The organism is Gottfriedia sp. OAE603 (assembly GCF_040543965.1).
GTDB lineage: Bacteria > Bacillota > Bacilli > Bacillales > Bacillaceae_G > Gottfriedia > Gottfriedia solisilvae.
In genome coordinates, this window is sequence record NZ_JBEUNN010000001.1 from 3,440,860 (window position 1) to 3,463,368 (window position 22,509).

The following is a 22,509-nucleotide window of genomic DNA, read 5'->3' on the forward strand; positions in this document are numbered from 1 at the left end:
TTCAACACCTCCTAATAGAATCTTAATTCACAACATTCAAAAAAAGCTTGATGATTGCTCATCAAGCTTAAATCTTCTACGAATCAAGGGAAACGTGGGAATTGACCAAAATCAGGCTTACGTTTTTCTTTAAACGCGTCACGGCCTTCTTTTGCCTCTTCTGTAGTGTAGTAAAGTAATGTTGCATCCCCAGCTAACTGTTGAAGACCAGCTAGTCCATCTGTATCAGCATTCATTGCTGCTTTTAAGAAACGAAGTGCAGTCGGGCTCTTCTCAAGCATTTCTTCTGCCCATTTTACTGTTTCAGTTTCCAGTTCTTCTAATGGTACAACTTTATTTACTAAGCCCATATCTAATGCTTCCCCGGCATCATATTGACGGCATAAGTACCAAATTTCACGAGCTTTTTTGTGTCCAACAATACGAGCCAAGTAACCTGAACCATAACCAGCATCAAAGCTACCTACGTTAGGACCAGTTTGGCCAAATTTTGCATTTTCAGCAGCAATTGTTAAATCACAAACTACGTTTAATACATTTCCTCCACCAATTGCATAACCTGCAACCATTGCGATTACTGGTTTTGGAATAACGCGGATTAGACGTTGTAAATCTAATACGTTTAGGCGAGGAATGCGATCTTGCCCAACATATCCACCATGTCCGCGAACACTTTGGTCTCCACCTGAGCAGAATGCTTTTCCACCTTCACCAGTTAAAATAATAACACCAATTTTTTCATCATCTCTTGCCCATGCAAATGCATCTATCATTTCTGAAACAGTTAATGGTGTAAATGCGTTATGTACGTGTGGACGATTGATTGAAATCTTTGCAATTCCATTATATGTAGAATATAAAATTTCTTCATACTTTCTTTCTTGTACCCATTCAATTGTCATGACATTTCCTCCTTTTCACTTTTCAAAAAAAACTCACTTACTATTGTAGCAAATATTTCCGATTGTTCCACATGAATTGCATGTCCTGCACGTGGAATTTTTTTAATTTCACTATTTTTAAACTTCTCATTCATTTTTCCCATAATGAAACAAAACTTTTCATCATATTCACCACAAATCAATAATGAACGAATTTCCAATGTATCTAGTTGATCCCAAAGAGATGGCTGAATGCCTGTCCCCATTCCCTTTAGGCTGTTACTTAAACCGATTGGTGACTGCAGTAATCTACCTGCTCGAATCTTTTCTTGATGACTTTTTGATAATTGGTTTTGAGATGAAAACAAAGGGATGTTCTCCCAATACTCCACAAACGATTTGATCCCATTATTTAATAGGAGTGATGCCAACTGATGATCTTGTTTTATTCTCGATAATCTTTCCTCTTCCGAAGTAAGACCTGCTGTACAACTTTCTAATAACAGTGATTGAATTCTATGCCTAAAATTTAAGGCAAAGTAAAGCGCAAGCCTACCTCCCATTGAATAACCAAGAAGGTGTATGCGATCAATTTGTTTTTTAGTTAAAAAATCATCTAAATCCTTAGCCGCTTTTTCCATTACATAACGATCAGAATCTTCAGGAGAATCAGTTTCTCCGTGACCTAATAAATCAATTGCGATTACCCGAAAGTTTTGTTTCAGTTTTTTGATGAGTTCAGACCATGTTTTTTTCGTCCCAGTAAAACCGTGAAGTAAAAGAACAGTTTGGCCTTCTCCTTCTTCTATATACGAATAGTGAACGCCATTCAAAGTAATTTTAGAAACACCTTTTTCATTTCTCATACTCATTTTTTACAATGCTCCATACTTTTTGATGTAGCTCATAATTTTCCTTACGGTTAGTTAAAACTTCAATTACATGTAGTTTTTCATGTTTAAGCGCTAATGCATCTTCAAACTCAAACCAGCTTGAAACTTTTGTATGTACTCCTCCGAACAGTGCAGTAGCATGTTGAAAATCTAAACCGAGTGGTGTACCAAATAATGTCTCAAAATGCTTTTCTTCTTTAGATTGAGGTAAAAATGAAAAAATTCCTCCGCCATCATTATTCACTAATACAATTTGGATAGGAAGCTGGTGTAATTTTGCTAATACTAAGCTGTTTATATCATGATAAAAAGATAAATCACCAATTAATAGCGTAATATGCTCACCTGCTGCAGCCATTCCTAATGCGGTTGCAATCGTACCATCAATACCATTTACTCCTCTATTACATGCAATGGTAAGTTTTTTGTTTTGCGTATGCAAAAAAGTATCAATGTCACGAATCGGCATGCTATTCGAAACAAATATTGTACTATTTTCAGGTAGATTTTTAGCAAGTACTTGAACTATTTTTCCTTCAAACAACTCTTCAAAAAGCTCAGATTTCTGCAAACCTGATTTTGTTTTTTGATTAATTGTCTGCCATTTCATTAACCAATCATGATCAAATGACTCATTCAATTGAAAATCATGTAAAATTGCATGACAAAATTCTGTATCATTACATGAAATCATTTGAGTCGCTCTTAATGTCGGATCTCTCCATAAATCCCCTTCATCAATAACGATTATTTCGCAATTCTCCTGCTTTTGAACATACTGATTAAATGTTTTTGAAACAGGCATTGCTCCAAAACGAATGATGACCTCTGAATCAAGGGTATCAACATTCTCTCCAAAACGTAGAAATGTATCATATGTATCGATTGTCAGTGCTTTATCATTTATGAAAGTTCGACCATTCGAAAGTGGATCACACAGAACTGGATATCCTAATTTTTCGCCTAATTCTAAAATTGAATGAAGCGCTTTTTCTTCAACATAAGGTCCACAGATTAATAAGCCTTTTCTTTTTGATTGAAAAAGCTCATGCATTTGCTTAATTGTATCTTTTGAAATTGTAGCAAAGGATTCAGAAACGTTTGTATAAGCACGGTCCTGATGACGTTTTCCAGCTGAAAAAAGGTCCTCAATTTCAAAATTTGGAACCAATGGTTCTCTTAAAGGTATATTTACATGTACTGGCCCCTTAGGAGCAGTCATACATGAACGATACAATCTATTCATACTTGCGCGTGCATATTGATACATTGCTTCTGAAGCTTCAGGCAAAGCAAGCTCAATAAATTTTTTCACAAACGAACCATATAATCCGATTTGATTCATTGCCTGTGGTGCGCCGATATCCCTTAATTCATGAGGGCGATCAGCAGTTATGACAATTAAGGGAATTCTAGATTCTTTTGCTTCTGATATAGCAGGTAAATAATTTGAAGCAGCTGTCCCAGACGTGCAAATAAGAACAGTAGGTTGCTTCGTGCTTTTAGCAATCCCTAATGCAAAAAATCCAGCGCCTCTTTCATCAATCGCGATAAAAGATTTTAATTTTGGGTGCTCATTCACTAGCATCGCAATCGGTGTAGATCGTGACCCTGGACTGATAACTACGTTTTGAATATTTAATGCACTTAGTTCATCCACTAGTGAACCAATGTACTTTGATAGCGCTTCATTATCTTTCATTTCGTAACCCTCCTAATGCATTAAGCATCGGCAGAAACTTCACACCAGTTTCGTAAAACTCCTCTTCCGGTTTTGAATCTTGTACGATTCCACAGCCAGCATATAATTTCGCTTTATTTGCTTTCACTAATGCACTTCGTATTCCAACTGCAAAATCACCATTGCCATTTAAATCAATCCAACCAATTGGTGCTCCATACCATCCTCGTTCAATAGGCTCGAGCTCGCGAATTAGTTTACAAGCAACCTCCTTTGGAAATCCCCCAAGTGCTGGTGTTGGATGTAATGCTTGAATTAATTTGAAAATCGAAACGTGTTGTAAAATAGTTCCCTCGACTGGCGTAAAAAGATGCAATAAGCTTTTTGTTGCCATAATTCTAGGTGTGCTTGGTATCGTTAACTGATCACAATATAGTCGAAGTGTTTCTTTTATATAATTTACGACAAAAGCATGTTCGTCATTATTCTTCTTACTATTTAATAACCAATTAGCTGCCTCGCTATTTTCTTCTTTTGTTTTTCCTTTTGCAGCAGATCCTGCAAGGCACATTGAAGAAACTGTATTTTTCTTTTTTGCAATCAATCTTTCCGGCGTTGCACTGATAAATACAGTATCTTTTAGTTGATAGGTAATGACATAATTAACATTTCTTGTTGCTTCAAGTTCGTAAATTACTTTTGATGAATTTACTTCAGATGAGAATGTCGCATTTAATGTACGATTTAAAACAACCTTTTCCAATTGTTCATCTTTCATTTGTTGAATAGCTGTTTTCACACTTTGAATCCATTCATTTGGTTCAAACTCATCCTTTTGGATACATTCAGATTGAGTAAATGTTGGTTGTTTCATGCCGTATTGCTCTAAATAGTCATCGTATTGTTTATATTGACTTAACAAATCCTCTAAAGTAGTTTGTGCATTAATTTCATAATTAGATGTAATAAACGTCCCCTCTTGTGTAACGGTTATCATTAACTTTGGAACAAAGAAATGTGATGTACCAAATTCCTTCCAATCATGGTCATGTTTGTAAGTTTCAAAAAAAGAGAAACCCCCAAGAGCCAAAGGTCCAGTACCAAAGCAATTCTCTTGCTCGATATACACTTCCTCTCCAAAGCGTTTCCATTCTTTTTCTATTGCAGAATACTGTTCTTCTGTACTATGATGAAAAGGAACTAAAGTACCGATTCCTGTGAGAATTAACGAATTTTCTTGGTTTGACCAATAAAAGCGTTCAGTAAAACCCAATTTATGATAAAAATGGTAAACACTTAGGGGATGAATATTCATTATTTTATCCACTTTACAAATAAAGCGTTTTGAACAAGCTTTTGCCTTCTGAAGTGACTGCTCGAAGTAAGCGATCGATTCCAGTTGACCTGTTCTAAGCATAACAGTTCCCCCTAGCTTTAATATACGTAAATACATGATATAACTAAAGATACAACGATGAATGTAGACTGTCAATTTTATGAAGTTCGTCCATACTTTTTTAAACTAAAACGATCTACATTTTCAAATAATATAATTAAGGAGGATGTTAAATATGCAACCAACTATTCAATCTCCAACCTCCTCAACAGGTTTCCGAACATGGTGGAATTTATTAAGACCACATACATTAACCGCAGCCTTCATTCCTGTTGCGATAGGTTCAATATTGGCACATATTGATGATTCATTTCATACACTTTTATTTATTGCAATGCTTGTAGCAAGTTTATTGATTCAAGCAGCTGCTAACATGATTAATGAGTATTATGATTATAAGAGAGGTTTAGACCATGAAGGCTCAGTCGGTATTGGCGGAGCAATTGTAAGAGATGGAATTAAGCCCTCAACTGTATTACAGCTAGCTTTTACTTTTTTTGGTATTTCAGTCCTATTAGGTATTTATATATGTATGCAAAGCAGCTGGTGGATCGCAGTAATTGGAATAATTTGTATGACAGCAGCTTATTTATACACTGGGGGACCATACCCAATTGCTTACACCCCATTTGGCGAGTTAGTTGCTGGATTTTTTATGGGTGTTGTGATTATCGGAATTACTTACTATATCCAAGCTGGTAGTGTACCAACAAAAATATTGTTACTATCATTACCAACTTCAATTACAATCGGTGCAATATTAACAGCAAACAATATTCGTGACTTAGATAACGACAAGGAAAATGGACGAAAAACCCTTGTTATCTTATTAGGCAAAAAAAATTCAATTATTTTTATCGGTTCAATGTTTGTAATTGCATATGCTTTAGTTGTAGCATTTGTCATTGCAAAATTGATGACGCCATTTGTTCTTATTTCATTACTAAGCATACCTTTAGCAATTAAAGCAACTAAAGGATTTATTGGTAAAACTGAACCAATTGAAATGATGCCGGCAATGGCTGCTACAGCGAAGACAAATACAATAATGGGCTTTCTAATCGTAATCGGATTAATAATTGGAAATATTCTTTCCTAAGTAAGCCGATTCAATTCCTCAAAAAACTTAACTCATGTTTTCCTCCTTTTTGAACAAAATATGGATAGCCATATCCATTTATTGAAAAGGGGGAGCATGATGCTTTCACAAACACAACTTCAAACATTAAAATCCAATCTTTTAGAGCAGAAAAAACATATACAAGAGAGACTTGAAGACCCTGCGTTTACACCTTACTCATTAAGAGACTCTGTTGATGAGCTTTCTCTTGCAGATAATCACCCAGGTGATCTAGGTACAGAATTATTTGAACGTGAAAAAGATATTGCACTTCACGAACACCTAAGAAATGAATTAGCTGATGTTGAGGCTGCTTTACAAAAAATTGAAAACGGGACATATGGTATTTGTGAAGTAAGTGGTGAAGAAATTCCATTTGACCGACTAGAAGCACTCCCAACGGCTAAAACAATGATTGAACATGCTCATGATCAACATATTTCTAGTTCCAATAGAGAGTACGATCGTCCAATTGAAGAAGAAGTTCTAACTCCACCATTTGCTAGGGATAAAAAAGATCGATCAATGATGTTCGACGCCGAGGATTCATTACAAGCTGTAGAACGATATGGAAGCTCTCAGACGCCGTCAGATTTTGAATTTAACAATATTCAGGAATATGATGACACATACACTGAAAGTTATGAAAACGTCGGTTATGTAGAAGAGTTTGAGAATTTTATCGGAACAGATATCTATGGAAATAATCGAACAGTCTATCCAACAAAAAAACATGAACAATATGAAAGAGAACTAGATGATTATGAAGAACAAGCACTAAATGGTGAATTGGATAGCATTGATGCAAAGGACATAGACAAATATTAATCTTCACCTAAAACACGCATTTTTAGAATGCGTGTTTTTATTTAGTAAACGTCATCTTTACACTTTTCGTGGATTGGAGGAAATGAATAGATTACTAGTTTCATAAATAAAAAGGCACCCTACATGAGGATGCCTTAGACATGACAAAAATTATTTTTTGTTTACGTTAGCAGCTTGTGGTCCACGGTTACCTTCGATGATTTCGAAGCTAACTTCTTGACCTTCTTCTAAAGTTTTGAAACCTTCGCCTTGAATAGCAGAGAAATGTACGAATACGTCGTTTCCACCTTCAGTTTGGATAAATCCAAATCCTTTTTCGCTGTTAAACCATTTAACTTTACCGAATTCCATCGATAATACCTCCTAGAAATACATTTATACACTATTAAAACGTGCATAAAGAGGGATTAAGAAAAAGAACGTCATTGTCAATCAAGTTAAGATTGCTACAACATTGAAAGTGGTCATTACTTCTTTTCAAGACAAAGAAAAATATGAGCAGTACTAAAAATTTTGTAGTGCAAATGGATCGTTAATTTCTTACCTTCAAATGAATATGCAGTTAATAGTAATTTAAATATATCATATATAAAAATAAGCGTCAATGATACTAAATCTCATTTTCTGGTAAAATTTTTATATAATTCATACAATTTATCATTTAAAATATAGATAGATATTGTAAGGTTTTATTATGATTTTTTTCTGTTATATTAAGTCATAATAGAACACAGAACTATGTAAAATTTTGGTTATTTTTTTAATAAAAATCTAGAAATTAGTATTAAAAAAGTTGTATATTTATTCTTTAGGAGGAATGTAAAAATGAGAAAAGCACATGAAGTTACATACAAAATCCACGGACACGATATGCAGTTTGTTCAAGTTGAATTAGATCCAAAGGAAAGTGTTGTTGCTGAAGCAGGCGCAATGATGATGATGGATGACGGAATCGAGCTTGAAACAATTTTTGGGGATGGATCTCCACAATCGGGTGGTCTTTTTGGGAAATTAGTAGGTGCTGGTAAACGCTTAGTAACAGGTGAAAGCTTGTTCATGACGAGCTTTACAAATAATGCTAATAGTCTTAAAACAGTTAGCTTTTCTGCTCCCTACCCAGGGTCTATCATTCCATTAGACTTGCAGGAGTATGGAAATAAAGTGATTTGTCAAAAGGATTCGTTTTTAGCTGCTGCAAAAGGCGTTTCAGTTGGTATTGAGTTCCGTAAAAAATTAAGTACAGGTCTTTTTGGTGGAGAAGGTTTTATTATGCAAAAGGTTGAAGGTGATGGCCTTACTTTCTTGCATGCAGGCGGTTCAATTTATCAAAAAACGCTTCAACCTGGCGAAAAAGTAAAAATTGATACTGGTTGTATTGTTGCCTTTACTGGTGATGTAAACTATGAAATCGAATATGTTGGAAATGTAAAAACTGCACTATTTGGCGGTGAAGGATTATTCTTCGCTACATTACAAGGACCTGGAACGATTTGGGTTCAATCATTAACATTAGCAAGATTAGCATCAAGAATTGGTCAGTATTTACCTTCTTCTTCAAGCGGTGAAGGAAGCATCCTTGGAGGAATTGGAAACTTATTAGACGGTAATGATTAAATAAAAAAAGAAGATCCACTATAAGTGTAACGGGTTCTCCTATGGGAGAGAAAAATATAAATTAAATTGCCTAATGACAGACCAATTAACAAAAAAATGGTCTGTCATTTTTATTGTTAAATCAAGGTTTTCGTTAATTAAGACTAAAAATAGCAGTAAATTAGCATATTAATTAACATTGTCTCTGCTGATTTATGTGTTATTTTTATGATAAATCGGCTGTTGAAAACTATGCTATTTTTAAATAAATAGTTCTGTTAATATATAGCAAATGCCATTAGAGTATGAAAAGAGAATCGTAAGCTAGTGAGTGATTGGAATGGAAGGTACGAAGACTCCTATGGGAGATGCGGGAAACTTGTGACCCCGCAGGCTTGCCGAGAAGGCTCAGGGTCACACCCCATGGAAAGCGAAGTACCTGGAATGGAAATCAACAGTCTTCTTTAACAGAGTCAAATAAAGAAAAGAGCATTGACTGTTATATCAATCCTCTCAGTGTTATTTATCGTGTTAATTTGTTACGACATATACAGCAATTCATACCGTGAAAAATTGTTTTTCCTCCTAGAAGAGAACCCGTTACTAAAAGTGGATCTTCTTTTTTTTCAGTTAAAAATAGATATGATTGTGCTCATTTTGTTTGCTCTATCAATAGTTCTTCTTCATCACGGAATTTAAACGTAAAGGTTGGTGTATAGTCATATTTAAGCTTCATCTTATTAACACCATCTACATAAGTCATGATATTGTGACTTTTTGAAATCGAACCCTTATTGATCGCGAATGTTATAGCTTGCTGAACGTGTAAATATTCTAAATATAGATTTAGTGGCTTGATTTCAACTTTAAAAGGCGGACTGAGTGGGACAATATCATAAATATTAACAAATCTTATACTTTGTCGAACAAATTCATCATATTTTTCTTTGAATTGTTTATTTCCAACCTTTGGTGCTCCAAAACTATACACATTCGGAGTACATAAGTTTGTCATTGCTAACTCAAACCCAAATAAAGTAGCGAGAGAGCCACCTAAGCTATGACCTGTTATATATACTTTTTTATTGGTTGCTCTTTCTTTTACAATTTCTAACAATACTTCTCTACAAGATTTATAAATAGATAGAAATCCAGAATGTACACTACCACTGTTCATTGCATAAGGAAATAATTCTTGTTCAACCTTTAAATCCGCTAGCCAATCTAAGTCAGATTTTGTCCCTCTGAAGGCAATAATGAGTGAGTTTTCATTTTCAATAACATACCCAAACCACTCCATCTCAATAATTGCACAAGCTTTAAATCCACAAACTAGTGAGTAATTTGCTGGTACCATAAAATTCCCATCATTTTCCCACTGTTTATAAGTCTGTATACAACACTGTACTAATTCTAAAGCAAGATCGTAATCAACTGAAAGGAATTTCAACTTAACTCCCCTTTCTGTTTCCACTTTATGTGAAAAACCTCCTTAAAACAAAAAGGAGGTTAGGAATGATGAAAACTTCTTTGCTGTATATTCCAAATATCAGATGCATACTCACGAATTGTACGATCACTTGTAAAGAAACCTGATTTAGCTACATTATATAGGCTTTTAGTAGCCCACTCTCGTTTATTTTGATAAGAATGATTTATTTTCTCATGCGCTTTTACATATGATGAAAAATCTCTTAGCAAGAAATATTCATCATTATATGACATAAGTGAATCAAATATTTCTTCAAATTCAACTCTTGGTAATGGAAATAGTCCATAAAGTAACTGATCAAGAACTTTTTTTATACGAGAATCGTGGTGATAATAGTCACTACTTTTGTACCCACCATGCTGATAATAATTTAACACCTCATCAGCCGTCAGTCCAAACGTAAATATATTATTCTCACCAACTTCTCTTAAAATTTCAATATTCGCACCATCTAATGTTCCAATTGTTAATGCGCCATTCATCATAAATTTCATATTGCCAGTTCCTGAGGCTTCCTTACTTGCAGTTGAAATTTGTTCACTAACATCTGCTGCTGGAAAAATCATTTCTCCTAATGAAACTCGATAATTCTCAACAAATATGACTTTAATGAATTGATTAATATAACGATCATTGTTGACAATATTAGCAACAGAATGGATAAGCTTTATTATTTTTTTCGCGTAATAATACCCTGGGGACGCTTTTGCACCAAATATGAATGTCCTCGGATGCATTTTAAAATGCGAATCCTCTTTTAATCTATTATATAAATACATTATGTGAAAAACATTCAATAACTGACGCTTATATGCATGCATTCGCTTCACTTGAATATCAAAAATTGAATCCGTATCTAAAGCAATCCCATTAGTGTAATGAACATAGTTTTCTAATACTTCTTTTCTTTTTTTCTTAACTTGCATCAATTCATTTAAAAATGATTCATCATTTTCATATTTTAATAGATTATCTAATTGCGTCGGTTCATAGATCCAGTCATCACCAATTGAGTCCCTAATTAGACCACTTAACTCTGGGTTACATTGGAGTAACCATCGCCTATGAGTGATTCCATTGGTTTTATTATTAAATTTAGCTGGTTCATATTCGTAAAATAACTTCATTTCTCTTTGCTTTAAAATTTCTGTATGAATTTCGGCTACGCCATTAACACTTTTACTTCCCACAATTGCTAAATGGGCCATTTTGACAACTCCATGAGCAATTATCGCCATATTTTCTATACGATGCCAATCACCAGGGTATTTCTTCCACAACTCTTTGCAATATCTCTCATTAATTTCTTCAACGATCATATAAATTCTTGGAAGCAATGGCTGAAATAAATCAATTCTCCACTTCTCAAGCGCTTCTGATAATGTGGTATGGTTAGTGTATGAGATTGTTTGTGTTGTAATCTCCCATGCTTCATCCCAAGAGAGCTTTTCAATATCTATTAAAATTCTCATTAACTCAGGTATAGCCAATACAGGATGAGTATCGTTCACATGAATAGCAATTTCATGATGAAACTTACGAATATCACCATATTGTTCTTTATATGAATCTACTATTCTTTGTATACTTGCAGAAACTAAAAAGTATTGCTGCTTTAATCGTAAAATTTTCCCTTCGTCATGCGTATCATCAGGATATAAGAATTCCGAAACTGCTTCTGCTTCCCGCTTATATTTCATCAAAGATTTATTAGAAGAATGAGAAGAAGCTTCAGCACTCCACAGTCTTAAAGTATTTACAGTATTTGTATGGTAGCCGATGATTGGTAAGTCATAAGGAACAGCCTTTATTGCCTCAGCTCCATGTACACGAAACTCTAAACGATCTTTACTCTTAAATGCTTCAACTTCTCCTCCAAATAACACGTCAATTGATTGATCATCTCTTCTAACTTCCCAAACATTCCCATATTTAAGCCACTGCTCAGGAAGTTCAACTTGATACCCATCAACTATTTTTTGGTCGAATAGGCCATGTTTGTAGCGAATGCCACATCCATGACCAGGTAAATTCTGAGAAGCTAATGAATCTAGGAAACAGGCAGCTAATCTTCCTAGTCCGCCATTCCCAAGTCCTGCATCGCTTTCAAATTCCTCTAATGTAGCTAGAGATATTCCAAGATTATTCAAACCAGACTCACATAATTCTCTTAGTCCTAGATGAATTAAATTACTCTTCAAAAGTTTCCCTAAAAGGAACTCAATAGATAAGTAGTACACTTGTTTTTTTCGTTCCAAACGATACTGCTCACTTGTAGCCAACCAATCTTCGCTTATATATCCTCGAATCATTGTTCCAAGCGTTTCATATTGTTCTTGAATAGAACTTTCAGAAATACTTTTTCCATGCATACTTTCTAGTTTTTCTTTATAATTCCATTCAAACTCCTCCACACTAGAAAACATGGAACCACCTCGCCTTAAATGATTTACTTTTTAGATTGCAAGTATAGTTTTGTATACTCTTTTGCAGACTGCAACCAGCTTGAGTCTCGGTTCATTGCATTTTTAAGAACCGCTTTTCGATGTTGTTTTTGGTTATAAATAGTAAGCGCACGTTCGATTGTAAAAAGCATATCGTGTGCATTATAGTTACTAAAAGTAAAACCATTACCGCTCTTCGTCTTTTCATTATATGATTGGACCGTATCGTTTAGGCCCCCAGTTTCTCTAACGATTGGCACACAGCCGTATTTCATCGCGATCAACTGTCCTAATCCACATGGTTCAAATAAAGAAGGCATAAGGAATAAATCAGCACCTGCATAAATCTGATGAGCAAAATTTTCGTCAAAACCGATATAAGACCTTACTTTATCATAATAATTATGTTCCATCGCTTTAAAGAAATGTTCAAATTCCTCTTCACCAGTCCCCAAAATAATAACTTGCACATTGTGATCCATTAGTTGTGGAAATACATGCTGAATCAAGTCAATTCCTTTTTGACTCGTTAAACGAGAGACCATAGCTATAATTGGAATATTTTCATCCACTTGCAATGCTAATGATTCCTGTAATTTCGTTTTATTTTCAGCTTTCTTTTCAATTGTAAACTCATCATAATTCGTATGAATTTTTGAATCTGTTGCTGGATTATAAATCGTTTCATCAATCCCATTTACAATTCCAAATAATTTATGGTCTTGAGACCTTAGAAGACCATCTAATTGCTCTCCAAAAAACTCATGTTTAATTTCTTCTTTATAAGTTGGACTTACAGTTGTGACTATATCACTAGCAATAATGCCAGCCTTCATAAAATTGATACAATCATAAAATTTCAAATAATCATTGTTGAAATACACTTCATCGATGCCCAAAATATCATCCATTACCATTTTTGGGAAAACACCTTGGAATTGCAAATTGTGAATCGTAAAAACTGACTTTAAATCCGGATTTAAATCTTTTAGTGCACCATATTCCTTTATAAAAAATGGAATCATAGCTGTATGCCAATCATGGCAGTGAACAACATCAGGTATAAAATCTAGCTCGCGAATACATTCAATAGCTGCAATAGAAAAGAACGCAAAGCGCTCTCCATCATCGTATTGTCCATATAATTTATCACGATTAAAATAGTACTCATTATCAATAAAATAATAAGTCAATCCTTCAACCTGTAATTCATATAGACCACAATATTGATTTCTCCAGCCTAGTTTTACCTCAAGTTCTTTCACTAATTTCGCTTCTTCGCGATATTTAGCAGGGATTTGAGAATAAAATGGAAGCATTACACGTACATTCAAATTTAGTTTATTTAAATATTTAGGGAGGGCACCTGCAACATCTGCAAGCCCTCCTGATTTAACAAAAGGTACACATTCCGAAACAATATATAATACATTTACCACTGAATCAACGCTCCTTGGACTGAGCCTTTCTGAAGAACGATTGGCTCATTTAAACTCCCTTTCATTTCGACACCTTCTTCGATCCGTACATCTTTATCTAAAATAACGCCATCTAATATACAGTTATCTCCAATGATTGATTTTTGCATAACAACACAATTACGAATAATTGTATTTTTTCCAATTTTCACAGCACGAGAGATAATACTATTTTCTACTGTACCTTCAATTACACATCCATTAGCAACAATTGAATTTTTTACGACTGCTTCTTTTGAATATTTCGTAGGTGGTTCATCTTTTACTTTCGTAAAGACTGGATATGATTTTAAGAATAATTGATTCCAAACTTCTGGATTTAATAATTTCATACTGTTCTCGAAATAGTCCTCAATCGTCTGAATGATTGCTACTTGCTGTGGAATTTCGTATCCACTTAACATTACTCCATTATTTTTATCACGAACAACGTCCATGATTGTTTCGTATCCTTTTTCATGGAAGTTCTCAAATAGCTTCAACAATAGATCTTTTTCAAGGAAATAAATATTTAAAGATTTACCAAATTGCGTCAGCTCAGTAATTGCTGCATCTGTATCAATATGACGTTTTAAAATTGGTCTAAAATCTACAGAACAAATTGTATATGTATTTGCTACAACTACATACTTCTGCGTAGAACGCTGTAAAAATTGAATATGTTTTTCGATAAAATCAAACGTGCCAAATGCTCCATCAGTTGGTTCAGGTGTAAATATGAATAAGCCATCATGCTTTCTATTCAAATCCCAGTGCTTACCCGAACCTAAATGATCAATAATTGAACGGTAAGGCTGATCAGGAAATACCGCTACACTTGTAATTCCAGAGTTCACCATATTACTTAACATAAAATCAATTAAGCGATAACGACCAGCGTAAGGAAGCGTTGCAAGTGGTCGATGCTTTGTTAATGGTTTTAAAGATTCAAAATGTGTAGAAGCCTCAATTATACCCAGCATAGTTTGTTTCATCGAATACCCCTCTCAATCTATTATTCTTTATGAGGAATGAGCCACCTCTTATACTTCGTTTGTCACTAATATGACTTCTTCATATTCTTTTTCTGGACGTAATACTGAACCATCAGCTACCACCATACCCGGAGCGACAACCGCATTTTCTATTTTTACATCTTTACCTATTACACAGCCAGGCATGACAACTGAATCTTTTATAAAACTGCCTTCACCAATTGTCACTCCTTGGAATAATACAGAATGTGAAATATAGCCTTCTACAACACAACCTTCATTAATAAGCGAATCTTCAACAATTGCAGTAGGTGCAATATATTGTGGAGGTTGATTTGGATTCACAGAATAAATACGCCAATCACGGTCATAAATATTCAGTTCACTCTCTTCATTCAATTAAATCCATATTTGCTTCCCATAAGCTTTTTACTGTTCCTACATCCTTCCAATATCCTTGGAATGGATAAGCAACAATTTTCTTCTTTTCTTCTAATAAAAGTGGAATCACATCTTTACCGAAATCATTGCTTGATTCTGGGTTGCGATCATCCATTTCTAAAAATTCCTTTAAGACATTCCATTTGAAAATATAGATTCCCATTGAAGCTAAATTGCTTTTAGGAAATTGCGGCTTTTCATCAAATTCAATAATGTCCATATCTTCATTCGTATTCATAATTCCAAATCGACTTGCTTCTTCAATCGGAACTTCGATTACTGAGATTGATACATCAGCATCTTTTTCAATGTGATAATCTAACATTTTGCTGTAATCCATTTTATAAATATGATCACCTGAAAGAATTAACACGTATTCAGGCTGATATTGCTTAATATAGTTTAAGTTTTGATATATAGCACTTGCTGTTCCTGTATACCATTTGACACCAGATGCTTCTGAATATGGTGGTAGTACAGTAACTCCCCCATTCAAACGATCCAAGTCCCATGCACTTCCTATACCAATATATGAATTTAGTACAAGTGGTTGATATTGCGTTAAAACACCGACAGTATCAATTCCAGAATTTGTACAGTTACTCAATGTAAAATCAATTATTCGGTATTTTCCTCCAAAGGCTACTGCTGGTTTTGCTAATTCTTTAGTAAGGGAACTAAGTCTACTTCCCTTCCCCCCTGCTAGTAACATTGCTACGCATTTTTTCTGAACCATTGCTGCTAATCCCCTTTCGCATTTTAACTGGACGAATGATTGTAAAACTAAAAGCAGGTAGTGCGATTTCAATGCTATATGGTTGACCATGGAATGGAGTTTCATCGGTCTCAATAACCGAACGATTTATTTTGCTTTCTCCACCAAATCTTACATAATCACTAGATAAAATTTCTTTGTAACGATGCTTAAATGGTACGCCTATTCGATAAGATTCATAAGAAATCTCTCTGAAATTGCAAATGATAATAACATAATCATCTTTGTTTTTACCTTTTCGAATAAACGAGAAAACACTTTGTTCTGCGTTATTTGCATCTATCCATGAAAATCCATCCCAATGGTTATCAACTTCGTATAATGATTTATTTTTCTTATAGATTGCTAGTAATTCCTTAACATAATCGTTCATTTTTGAATGGTATTCATAATCTGATATCATCCAATCTAGTTGCTCTAGATCCTTCCATTCATCAAATTGACCAAATTCACTTCCCATAAATAAAAGCTTCTTTCCAGGATGAGCTAAGTAATACCCTAATAAAACTCTTAGTTGAGCAAACTTATCCTCATATTTTCCTGGCATTTTATTTAGTAAAGATTTCTTACCATGAACTACTTCATCATGTGAAAATGGCAAAACAAAATTTTCTGAGAAGGCATATAAGAATGAAAAAGTCATTCTGTCATGATGATGTTTTCTCTCAGACGGTTCTGTTTCCATATAGGTTAAAACATCATTCATCCAACCCATATTCCATTTAAAATTAAATCCTAAGCCACCCTCATATGTAGGAGCTGTTACTAAAGGCCAATCTGTAGAATCCTCTGCAATCATTAAAACTTGCTGATCATGCTCAAAGACTACTTCATTTAGTTTCCTTAAAAATGACACTGCAAAAGGATTCTCTTCTTTTTTATGTCCTTCTTTCCAATACAAAATATTAGCTACAGCGTCGACTCGGAAACCATCCACATGGAAGTTTTCTAGCCAAAATAATGCATTAGACAATAAAAAAGACCTTACTTCTGGTTTTGATAAGTCAAAATTCGCTGTACCCCACACTTCGTTCTCTCTTACATCATAACTTTCATATTCATATGTGGGTTCCCCATCAAACATGTATAAACCATGTGAATCCTTACAAAAATGACCAGGCACCCAATCTAAAATGACACCTATACCATGCCCATGACATTCATCAATAAAGTTCATTAATTCATGTGGATTACCATAGCGACTTGTCGCTGAGTAATATCCGACTCCTTGGTAACCCCAAGAACGATCGTATGGATGCTCAATAACAGGTAGCAATTCTATATGAGTAAAGCCATGTTCTTTTACATAAGGTACTAGCTCGTTAGCTAATTCAGCATATGTATAAAAATCCCCATTACTTTTCTTTTTCCAAGTACCTAAATGTACTTCATAAATTAAAACTGCTTCTTCATAAACTACTTTTTTTGATTTCTGTTTACGGTATTTTGAATCTTTCCACTTATATCCGGAAAGATCGTATACAACTGAGGCTGTGTACGGGCGAAGCTCACTATAAAATGCAAATGGATCACTTTTTAATAGAACTTCTCCGTTATTTGAAACAATCTCATATTTATAAATTGTTCCGTGCCCAATTTCAGGAATAAAAATTGTCCATATTCCTTCATTGTTTAATTTCTCCATTTTATGATTTGAACCATTCCAGTCATTAAAATTCCCGACAACTGAAACACACTTTGCATGTGGTGCCCATACTGTAAAATGTGTTCCTTTTTTATTCCCCTTCTTCCCTATATGTGCCCCAAAGCATTCATAGCTTTTGAATAGATTTCCTTCATGGAATAAATGCACATCAAATTCAGTTGGTCGTGTCAAAAGCAACATCCTCACCTCATTACAATCTTCTATATTCTTCTTGTTCTTAATATTCTACAAACATATATATTTCCCTTGTAATTATGCAAAAAAAATTCATAAACAAATATTGGAAAATGAATGTTCGTTCATGAAAACGTTGTCATAATTGACTTTGTCGTATTTATGTAATTTTTGTCGAATGAATAATGCAGAATAAATATTCACTATAAATCTGTTAATCCTTAAAAAAATTCGATAAATTGTTATTTACTATAAAATTTCATACATATTTATCATATTCAAAACAGGAAAACGATGAATTTAATAAATCATGTTGAAGATTGTCGGATTATAAAGAAGAAAATATTTTTGATATTTTTTGAAATGACCTTTGTGATTTGTATCGAATAGATAGATTATTAGATTTGAAGGTTTCATAGTTGAACATAGTTGAATTGCGCCCTAAATAAAGATCATTACCCCGTATTTTTGGAATATAAACCACAAAATTAATACTCATAAAAAAAGATCCTCATAAAGAAGATCTTTTTTTGGGTCTACAATTTATATAAAATTAGATTGTCAGGGACTGTTTTAAAATGTATGTTATTCGAGACATGAAGCCTGAAGCGGATCTTAATACCATTAACGCTAATGAGCACTATAAGCAGGCTAATTGTTACTATTCATTGTGCTGTAAAACCTTTGATTTTGTAGGTAATTTAATATCTAAAATAAGAAATACACTCACTAGAATGACAATAAAACCTACTAGCATCCCCATTGTAATCTTCTCATTAAGTATTAGAACACCCCAAATCATTCCGAAAACTGGAATTAAGAAAGTAACACTTAGTGTTTTTGTTTGGTCCTACATTTTCTATTAGGTAAAAATATAAAAGATAAGCAATGGCTGTACAAAACAAAGCTAATGCTATGACAGCTAATATTGGTATAAGTGAAAAGTTACTTGTTGTATTAGGAAGATTAAAAAACGTAAACGGAATCAAAAGAATTGATGCGGCAATTTACTGACCTGCTGCTAGTGATATTGGTGCTACATCTACAAAAGTCTTTTTAGCATATACGCCCGCAAACCCATATGAAATTGTGGATAATACCGCTAGTCCGATTGCAATGATTGTTTCTTTTGTGAATGGAATTGTACTCCACCCAACTAACAGAACTACTCCTAACACTCCTACTAATATGCCAAACCATTTTCTAGTACTAAGGCTTTCATTCATCCATCCCCATACAATGATAGCCGTGAATAGCGGCGTTAATGAATTAAGGATAGATGACATTGAAGCCGTTAAATGGAGTGCTGATGTTGCAATTAATGTAAAGGGAATCGCTGCGTTTAATGCACCAATTATTATATATTGTTTCCATCTCTTTCTAAAACCTAAAGACTTTCTCGTAATTACTAAATATAATACTAATGCCAGCGCAGCAATAGAGACTCTTCCTTCTATTGTAAGAATAGGTCCAAATATCGGTGCAGCAATTCGAATGAATAAGAAAGATGCTCCCCACAGAGCAGCCAGTCCAAATAAGGCGATTAACTCTTTAAATGACATCATTTTCCTTCCTTTCTATATTCCGTCGGACTGTATCCTGTATGCTGACGGAACAAATTCGAAAAATGGGAAGTACTCTTGAATCCAAGTTGAAATGCTATTTCTGTTACAGGAACTTCTGTGTGAAGCAGGTGTTCAATTGCATCAGACATTCTTAATTGTGTTGCATATTCTAATGGTGACAATCCAGTATTTCTTTTAAATAAACGCTGAAGATGATATTTGCTTACACCGACATGTTTAGCAAGTCGATCCAACGTGATTGAATGGCGATATTGCTCTATCTATATATTGTTTGGAGGAATATATAATCTCCTCTTCATTTGAATGATTCAAATCAGGACGGCATCTTTTACAAGGACGGAAACCATCTTCTATTGCTAATGTGGTAGTCGCATAAAATGAAATATTCTCTCTTAAAGGTGCTCTTGATTTACAGGAGGGCTTACAACAAATACCAGTAGATTTGACAGCATATATAAACAGTCCATCATACTTTTCATTACATTGAATAATTGCATCCCACATATCTTGATCACTTGGTAACAACACCATATCCTCACCTCACTCAATCTATTCACATTTTAGCATTATGAAATAATCTCTGCTTTCAATATCTTGCTTTGTAATTTTCATTTGAATTCATATCTTATAACACACTATTTTATTGAAACTCTAAATTTGATTTCATATTCTGCTTGTCATATTAGAAGTAAGATATATAACATATATTCTTAGACAATTAAAAAAGCTCAGTTACCTGTGTTATCACAAATAACTGAGCTTTAGATATGACCCGTACGGGATTCGAACCCGTGTTACCGCCGTGAAAGGGCGGTGTCTTAACCGCTTGACCAACGGGCCGTTAAAATGGCAGAGAAGAAGGGATTCGAACCCTCGCACCGCGTTAGCGATCTACACCCTTAGCAGGGGCGCCCCTTGAGCCACTTGGGTACTTCTCTATAATGGCTCCGCAGGTAGGATTCGAACCTACGACCACTCGGTTAACAGCCGAGTGCTCTACCACTGAGCTACTGCGGAACAATAAATAATATAATATATATGGTGGGCCTAAATGGACTCGAACCATCGACCTCACGCTTATCAGGCGTGCGCTCTAACCAGCTGAGCTATAGGCCCATAAATATTATATAAAAAAGCGGGTGATGGGAATCGAACCCACGACCGAAGCTTGGAAGGCTTCTATTTTACCATTAAACTACACCCGCGTAATGGGGCGACCGATGGGAATCGAACCCACGAATGCCGGAACCACAATCCGGTGCGTTAACCACTTCGCCACGATCGCCATAATGGTGCCGACTAGAGGACTTGAACCCCCAACCTACTGATTACAAGTCAGTTGCTCTACCAATTGAGCTAAGTCGGCATTACATTACTAAATATAAAATTTAAAATGGTGGCTCGGGACGGAATCGAACCGCCGACACGAGGATTTTCAGTCCTCTGCTCTACCGACTGAGCTACCGAGCCAATTTAAATGGCGGTCCCGACCGGGATCGAACCGGCGATCTCCTGCGTGACAGGCAGGCATGTTAACCGCTACACCACGGGACCAATTGGTTGCGGGGACAGGATTTGAACCTGCGACCTTCGGGTTATGAGCCCGACGAGCTACCAGACTGCTCCACCCCGCGATAATGTGGATACTAATTAGTTTAGTTCCATGAATATTAACTTGTTAAGACCATCCCAATCTCAGGATGTTTTTGCAAGTAGCAGCTCGATTGGTATGCTGAAGTTATTCCTTCGAAGCATATTCGTTCGTGCTCCACCCCGCGATAATGTGGATACTAATTAATTTAGATCCATGAATATTAATTTAATAAAATAAATGGAGGAGTAAGAGGGATTCGAACCCCCGCGGGCTGTTACACCCCTGTCGGTTTTCAAGACCGATCCCTTCAGCCAGACTTGGGTATTACTCCATATTTAGTGGTGGACCTTGTAGGACTCGAACCTACGACCGGACGGTTATGAGCCGTCTGCTCTAACCAGCTGAGCTAAAGGTCCTTAAAAGTAGCGGCGGAGGGAGTCGAACCCACGACCTCACGGGTATGAACCGTACGCTCTAGCCAGCTGAGCTACACCGCCATAATTTAATTTTTTTAAGTGGAGCCTAGCGGGATCGAACCGCTGACCTCCTGCGTGCAAGGCAGGCGCTCTCCCAGCTGAGCTAAGGCCCCGAAATGAAAATGGTCGGGAAGACAGGATTTGAACCTGCGACCCCCTGGTCCCAAACCAGGTGCTCTACCAAGCTGAGCCACTTCCCGTTTAGAATACAGGTAATCTTTTGCTTTTTGAATAATATGGCGCGCCCGAAAGGACTCGAACCCATAACCTTTTGATCCGTAGTCAAACGCTCTATCCAATTGAGCTACGGGCGCATATTAAAAATGGTACCGAGGGCCGGACTCGAACCGGCACGGGGTCAACCCCCGCAGGATTTTAAGTCCTGTGTGTCTGCCATTCCACCACCCCGGCAGCATATGTGGAGCGGAAGACGGGGCTCGAACCCGCGACCCCAACCTTGGCAAGGTTGTATTCTACCACTGAACTACTTCCGCATATATACTGTTTAAAAAGTAAATGGTGCGGGTGAAGGGACTCGAACCCCCACGCCATAGGCGCCAGATCCTAAGTCTGGTGCGTCTGCCAATTCCGCCACACCCGCATATTTTACTATAAAATGGTGAGCCATGAAGGATTCGAACCTTCGACCCTCTGATTAAAAGTCAGATGCTCTACCTACTGAGCTAATGGCTCAAAAGAGTGCCGACTAGAGGACTTGAACCCCCAACCTACTGATTACAAGTCAGTTGCTCTACCAATTGAGCTAAGTCGGCATATGGTGGAGGATGACGGGCTCGAACCGCCGACCCCCTGCTTGTAAGGCAGGTGCTCTCCCAGCTGAGCTAATCCTCCATCAAACCAAGCGACGTTCTACTCTCACAGGGGGAAACCCCCAACTACCATCGACGCTGAAGAGCTTAACTGCCGTGTTCGGTATGGGAACGGGTGTGACCTCTTCGCTATCATCACTTGATTCAATTTCTTGGGACAATAATCATTATACCAAAATACCAACTA

18 protein-coding genes, 22 tRNA genes, 1 rRNA gene and 1 pseudogene are annotated in these 22,509 nt (G+C 35.8%); 3 read left to right on the plus strand and 39 right to left on the minus strand.

What is annotated here, in order from left to right; genetic code table 11:
- Positions 1–83 precede the first annotated feature (83 nt).
- From menB to ABID96_RS17520, 4 genes are read right to left on the minus strand one after another with little or no spacing between them, the layout of a single operon-like run.
- Positions 84–902, minus strand: coding sequence for a 1,4-dihydroxy-2-naphthoyl-CoA synthase (menB, locus tag ABID96_RS17505; RefSeq protein WP_192603113.1), 819 nt, complete (start codon positions 900–902; stop codon positions 84–86).
- Positions 899–1,753 (minus strand): 2-succinyl-6-hydroxy-2,4-cyclohexadiene-1-carboxylate synthase, encoded by an 855-nt coding sequence (gene menH, locus ABID96_RS17510; protein ID WP_377896975.1) that lies wholly within the window; start codon positions 1,751–1,753, stop codon positions 899–901. Before menH ends, menB begins: the two co-directional genes overlap by 4 nt.
- Positions 1,737–3,476 carry a 2-succinyl-5-enolpyruvyl-6-hydroxy-3-cyclohexene-1-carboxylic-acid synthase gene (gene menD / locus ABID96_RS17515; RefSeq protein WP_192603114.1) on the minus strand — a complete coding sequence of 580 codons (1,740 nt, stop codon included), beginning with the start codon at positions 3,474–3,476 and terminating at the stop codon, positions 1,737–1,739. The genes menH and menD overlap by 17 nt, the downstream gene beginning before the upstream one ends.
- Entirely contained in the window at positions 3,466–4,872 is a 1,407-nt protein-coding gene (locus tag ABID96_RS17520; RefSeq protein ID WP_192603115.1) for an isochorismate synthase, read from the minus strand. Before ABID96_RS17520 ends, menD begins: the two co-directional genes overlap by 11 nt.
- A 145-nt stretch (positions 4,873–5,017) precedes the next feature.
- Between ABID96_RS17520 and ABID96_RS17525 the strand changes: the two genes are divergently transcribed.
- Both ABID96_RS17525 and ABID96_RS17530 read left to right on the plus strand, forming a co-directional pair.
- Positions 5,018–5,950: a 1,4-dihydroxy-2-naphthoate polyprenyltransferase gene (locus ABID96_RS17525; protein ID WP_483301171.1), complete on the plus strand. Its 933-nt coding sequence runs from the start codon at positions 5,018–5,020 to the stop codon at positions 5,948–5,950.
- A 99-nt stretch (positions 5,951–6,049) separates the two neighbouring features.
- Positions 6,050–6,799: a TraR/DksA C4-type zinc finger protein gene (locus ABID96_RS17530; RefSeq protein ID WP_192603117.1), complete on the plus strand. Its 750-nt coding sequence runs from the start codon at positions 6,050–6,052 to the stop codon at positions 6,797–6,799.
- Between the two features lie 150 nt (positions 6,800–6,949).
- Here the strand turns inward: ABID96_RS17530 and ABID96_RS17535 are convergent, their stop codons facing one another.
- Positions 6,950–7,150: a cold-shock protein gene (locus tag ABID96_RS17535; RefSeq protein ID WP_088002455.1), complete on the minus strand. Its 201-nt coding sequence runs from the start codon at positions 7,148–7,150 to the stop codon at positions 6,950–6,952.
- Between the two features lie 474 nt (positions 7,151–7,624).
- Between ABID96_RS17535 and ABID96_RS17540 the strand changes: the two genes are divergently transcribed.
- Entirely contained in the window at positions 7,625–8,413 is a 789-nt protein-coding gene (locus ABID96_RS17540; RefSeq protein WP_192603118.1) for a TIGR00266 family protein, read from the plus strand.
- A gap of 631 nt (positions 8,414–9,044) precedes the next feature.
- Here ABID96_RS17540 and ABID96_RS17545 read toward each other — a convergent pair.
- The 34 genes and pseudogenes from ABID96_RS17545 to rrf form a co-directional block, all read right to left on the minus strand.
- The gene (locus ABID96_RS17545) at positions 9,045–9,866 is read right to left on the minus strand and encodes a lipase family protein (RefSeq protein ID WP_192603119.1); all 822 of its coding nucleotides are present in this window, start codon (positions 9,864–9,866) and stop codon (positions 9,045–9,047) included.
- Between the two features lie 35 nt (positions 9,867–9,901).
- Positions 9,902–12,310 carry a glycogen/starch/alpha-glucan phosphorylase gene (locus ABID96_RS17550; RefSeq protein ID WP_192603120.1) on the minus strand — a complete coding sequence of 803 codons (2,409 nt, stop codon included), beginning with the start codon at positions 12,308–12,310 and terminating at the stop codon, positions 9,902–9,904.
- 23 nt (positions 12,311–12,333) lie between these two features.
- A complete protein-coding gene (gene glgA, locus ABID96_RS17555) occupies positions 12,334–13,767 on the minus strand; it encodes a glycogen synthase GlgA (RefSeq protein ID WP_192603121.1) in 1,434 nt (477 codons plus the stop codon).
- Positions 13,761–14,780 carry a GlgC family sugar phosphate nucleotidyltransferase gene (locus tag ABID96_RS17560; protein WP_088002440.1) on the minus strand — a complete coding sequence of 340 codons (1,020 nt, stop codon included), beginning with the start codon at positions 14,778–14,780 and terminating at the stop codon, positions 13,761–13,763. The genes glgA and ABID96_RS17560 overlap by 7 nt, the downstream gene beginning before the upstream one ends.
- Positions 14,781–14,828: 48 nt before the next feature.
- A pseudogene (locus ABID96_RS17565) lies at positions 14,829–15,957 on the minus strand (glucose-1-phosphate adenylyltransferase).
- A complete protein-coding gene (gene glgB / locus ABID96_RS17570; RefSeq protein WP_192603123.1) occupies positions 15,905–17,842 on the minus strand; it encodes a 1,4-alpha-glucan branching protein GlgB in 1,938 nt (645 codons plus the stop codon). The pseudogene ABID96_RS17565 and the gene glgB overlap by 53 nt, the downstream one beginning before the upstream one ends.
- A gap of 655 nt (positions 17,843–18,497) precedes the next feature.
- Complete coding sequence (locus ABID96_RS17575; protein WP_377896976.1) at positions 18,498–18,638, minus strand: hypothetical protein; 141 nt, start codon at positions 18,636–18,638, stop codon at positions 18,498–18,500.
- Positions 18,613–18,825 (minus strand): EamA family transporter, encoded by a 213-nt coding sequence (locus ABID96_RS17580; protein WP_377896977.1) that lies wholly within the window; start codon positions 18,823–18,825, stop codon positions 18,613–18,615. The genes ABID96_RS17575 and ABID96_RS17580 overlap by 26 nt, the downstream gene beginning before the upstream one ends.
- An 18-nt stretch (positions 18,826–18,843) precedes the next feature.
- Positions 18,844–19,398, minus strand: coding sequence for a DMT family transporter (locus tag ABID96_RS17585; protein WP_377896978.1), 555 nt, complete (start codon positions 19,396–19,398; stop codon positions 18,844–18,846).
- The gene (locus ABID96_RS17590; protein ID WP_377896979.1) at positions 19,398–19,655 is read right to left on the minus strand and encodes a helix-turn-helix transcriptional regulator; all 258 of its coding nucleotides are present in this window, start codon (positions 19,653–19,655) and stop codon (positions 19,398–19,400) included. Before ABID96_RS17590 ends, ABID96_RS17585 begins: the two co-directional genes overlap by 1 nt.
- Complete coding sequence (locus tag ABID96_RS17595; RefSeq protein WP_377896980.1) at positions 19,639–19,953, minus strand: Ada metal-binding domain-containing protein; 315 nt, start codon at positions 19,951–19,953, stop codon at positions 19,639–19,641. Before ABID96_RS17595 ends, ABID96_RS17590 begins: the two co-directional genes overlap by 17 nt.
- Positions 19,954–20,190: 237 nt before the next feature.
- Positions 20,191–20,262: transfer RNA gene (locus ABID96_RS17600), tRNA-Glu, on the minus strand.
- Positions 20,263–20,269: 7 nt separating this feature from the next.
- Positions 20,270–20,360 (minus strand) — tRNA-Ser (locus tag ABID96_RS17605).
- Between the two features lie 4 nt (positions 20,361–20,364).
- Positions 20,365–20,439, minus strand: a tRNA-Asn gene (locus ABID96_RS17610).
- A gap of 22 nt (positions 20,440–20,461) precedes the next feature.
- Positions 20,462–20,538: transfer RNA gene (locus ABID96_RS17615), tRNA-Ile, on the minus strand.
- Between the two features lie 18 nt (positions 20,539–20,556).
- Positions 20,557–20,627, minus strand: a tRNA-Gly gene (locus ABID96_RS17620).
- Positions 20,628–20,631: 4 nt separating this feature from the next.
- Positions 20,632–20,707, minus strand: a tRNA-His gene (locus ABID96_RS17625).
- A gap of 5 nt (positions 20,708–20,712) precedes the next feature.
- A tRNA-Thr gene (locus tag ABID96_RS17630) sits at positions 20,713–20,788 on the minus strand.
- Between the two features lie 28 nt (positions 20,789–20,816).
- Positions 20,817–20,892: transfer RNA gene (locus ABID96_RS17635), tRNA-Phe, on the minus strand.
- 8 nt (positions 20,893–20,900) lie between these two features.
- A tRNA-Asp gene (locus ABID96_RS17640) sits at positions 20,901–20,976 on the minus strand.
- 3 nt (positions 20,977–20,979) lie between these two features.
- A tRNA-Met gene (locus ABID96_RS17645) sits at positions 20,980–21,056 on the minus strand.
- 198 nt (positions 21,057–21,254) lie between these two features.
- Positions 21,255–21,347: transfer RNA gene (locus ABID96_RS17650), tRNA-Ser, on the minus strand.
- An 8-nt stretch (positions 21,348–21,355) separates the two neighbouring features.
- Positions 21,356–21,432 (minus strand) — tRNA-Ile (locus tag ABID96_RS17655).
- Positions 21,433–21,439: 7 nt separating this feature from the next.
- A tRNA-Met gene (locus ABID96_RS17660) sits at positions 21,440–21,513 on the minus strand.
- Between the two features lie 19 nt (positions 21,514–21,532).
- Positions 21,533–21,605, minus strand: a tRNA-Ala gene (locus ABID96_RS17665).
- Between the two features lie 10 nt (positions 21,606–21,615).
- A tRNA-Pro gene (locus ABID96_RS17670) sits at positions 21,616–21,692 on the minus strand.
- Between the two features lie 37 nt (positions 21,693–21,729).
- Positions 21,730–21,806 (minus strand) — tRNA-Arg (locus ABID96_RS17675).
- Between the two features lie 10 nt (positions 21,807–21,816).
- Positions 21,817–21,903, minus strand: a tRNA-Leu gene (locus ABID96_RS17680).
- Positions 21,904–21,911: 8 nt separating this feature from the next.
- A tRNA-Gly gene (locus tag ABID96_RS17685) sits at positions 21,912–21,986 on the minus strand.
- A gap of 23 nt (positions 21,987–22,009) precedes the next feature.
- A tRNA-Leu gene (locus ABID96_RS17690) sits at positions 22,010–22,093 on the minus strand.
- 16 nt (positions 22,094–22,109) lie between these two features.
- Positions 22,110–22,185, minus strand: a tRNA-Lys gene (locus ABID96_RS17695).
- Positions 22,186–22,192: 7 nt separating this feature from the next.
- Positions 22,193–22,265, minus strand: a tRNA-Thr gene (locus tag ABID96_RS17700).
- 3 nt (positions 22,266–22,268) lie between these two features.
- A tRNA-Val gene (locus ABID96_RS17705) sits at positions 22,269–22,344 on the minus strand.
- A gap of 5 nt (positions 22,345–22,349) precedes the next feature.
- Positions 22,350–22,465 (minus strand): 5S ribosomal RNA (gene rrf, locus ABID96_RS17710).
- Positions 22,466–22,509 lie beyond the last annotated feature (44 nt).

Bases quoted from the DNA above. Each gene is read 5' to 3' on its own strand.
- ABID96_RS17520 (WP_192603115.1), bottom strand. From the start codon at position 4,872: ATGCTTAGAACAGGTCAACTGGAATCGATCGCTTACTTCGAGCAGTCA.
- ABID96_RS17585 (WP_377896978.1), bottom strand. From the start codon at position 19,398: ATGTCATTTAAAGAGTTAATCGCCTTATTTGGACTGGCTGCTCTGTGG.
- glgB (WP_192603123.1), bottom strand. From the start codon at position 17,842: ATGTTGCTTTTGACACGACCAACTGAATTTGATGTGCATTTATTCCAT.
- ABID96_RS17525 (WP_483301171.1), top strand. From the start codon at position 5,018: ATGTTAAATATGCAACCAACTATTCAATCTCCAACCTCCTCAACAGGT.
- menD (WP_192603114.1), bottom strand. From the start codon at position 3,476: ATGAAAGATAATGAAGCGCTATCAAAGTACATTGGTTCACTAGTGGAT.
- ABID96_RS17540 (WP_192603118.1), top strand. From the start codon at position 7,625: ATGAGAAAAGCACATGAAGTTACATACAAAATCCACGGACACGATATG.
- ABID96_RS17575 (WP_377896976.1), bottom strand. From the start codon at position 18,638: ATGATTTGGGGTGTTCTAATACTTAATGAGAAGATTACAATGGGGATG.
- ABID96_RS17530 (WP_192603117.1), top strand. From the start codon at position 6,050: ATGCTTTCACAAACACAACTTCAAACATTAAAATCCAATCTTTTAGAG.
- ABID96_RS17550 (WP_192603120.1), bottom strand. From the start codon at position 12,310: ATGTTTTCTAGTGTGGAGGAGTTTGAATGGAATTATAAAGAAAAACTA.
- menH (WP_377896975.1), bottom strand. From the start codon at position 1,753: ATGAGTATGAGAAATGAAAAAGGTGTTTCTAAAATTACTTTGAATGGC.
- ABID96_RS17560 (WP_088002440.1), bottom strand. From the start codon at position 14,780: ATGAAACAAACTATGCTGGGTATAATTGAGGCTTCTACACATTTTGAA.
- ABID96_RS17595 (WP_377896980.1), bottom strand. From the start codon at position 19,953: ATGGTGTTGTTACCAAGTGATCAAGATATGTGGGATGCAATTATTCAA.
- menB (WP_192603113.1), bottom strand. From the start codon at position 902: ATGACAATTGAATGGGTACAAGAAAGAAAGTATGAAGAAATTTTATAT.
- ABID96_RS17535 (WP_088002455.1), bottom strand. From the start codon at position 7,150: ATGGAATTCGGTAAAGTTAAATGGTTTAACAGCGAAAAAGGATTTGGA.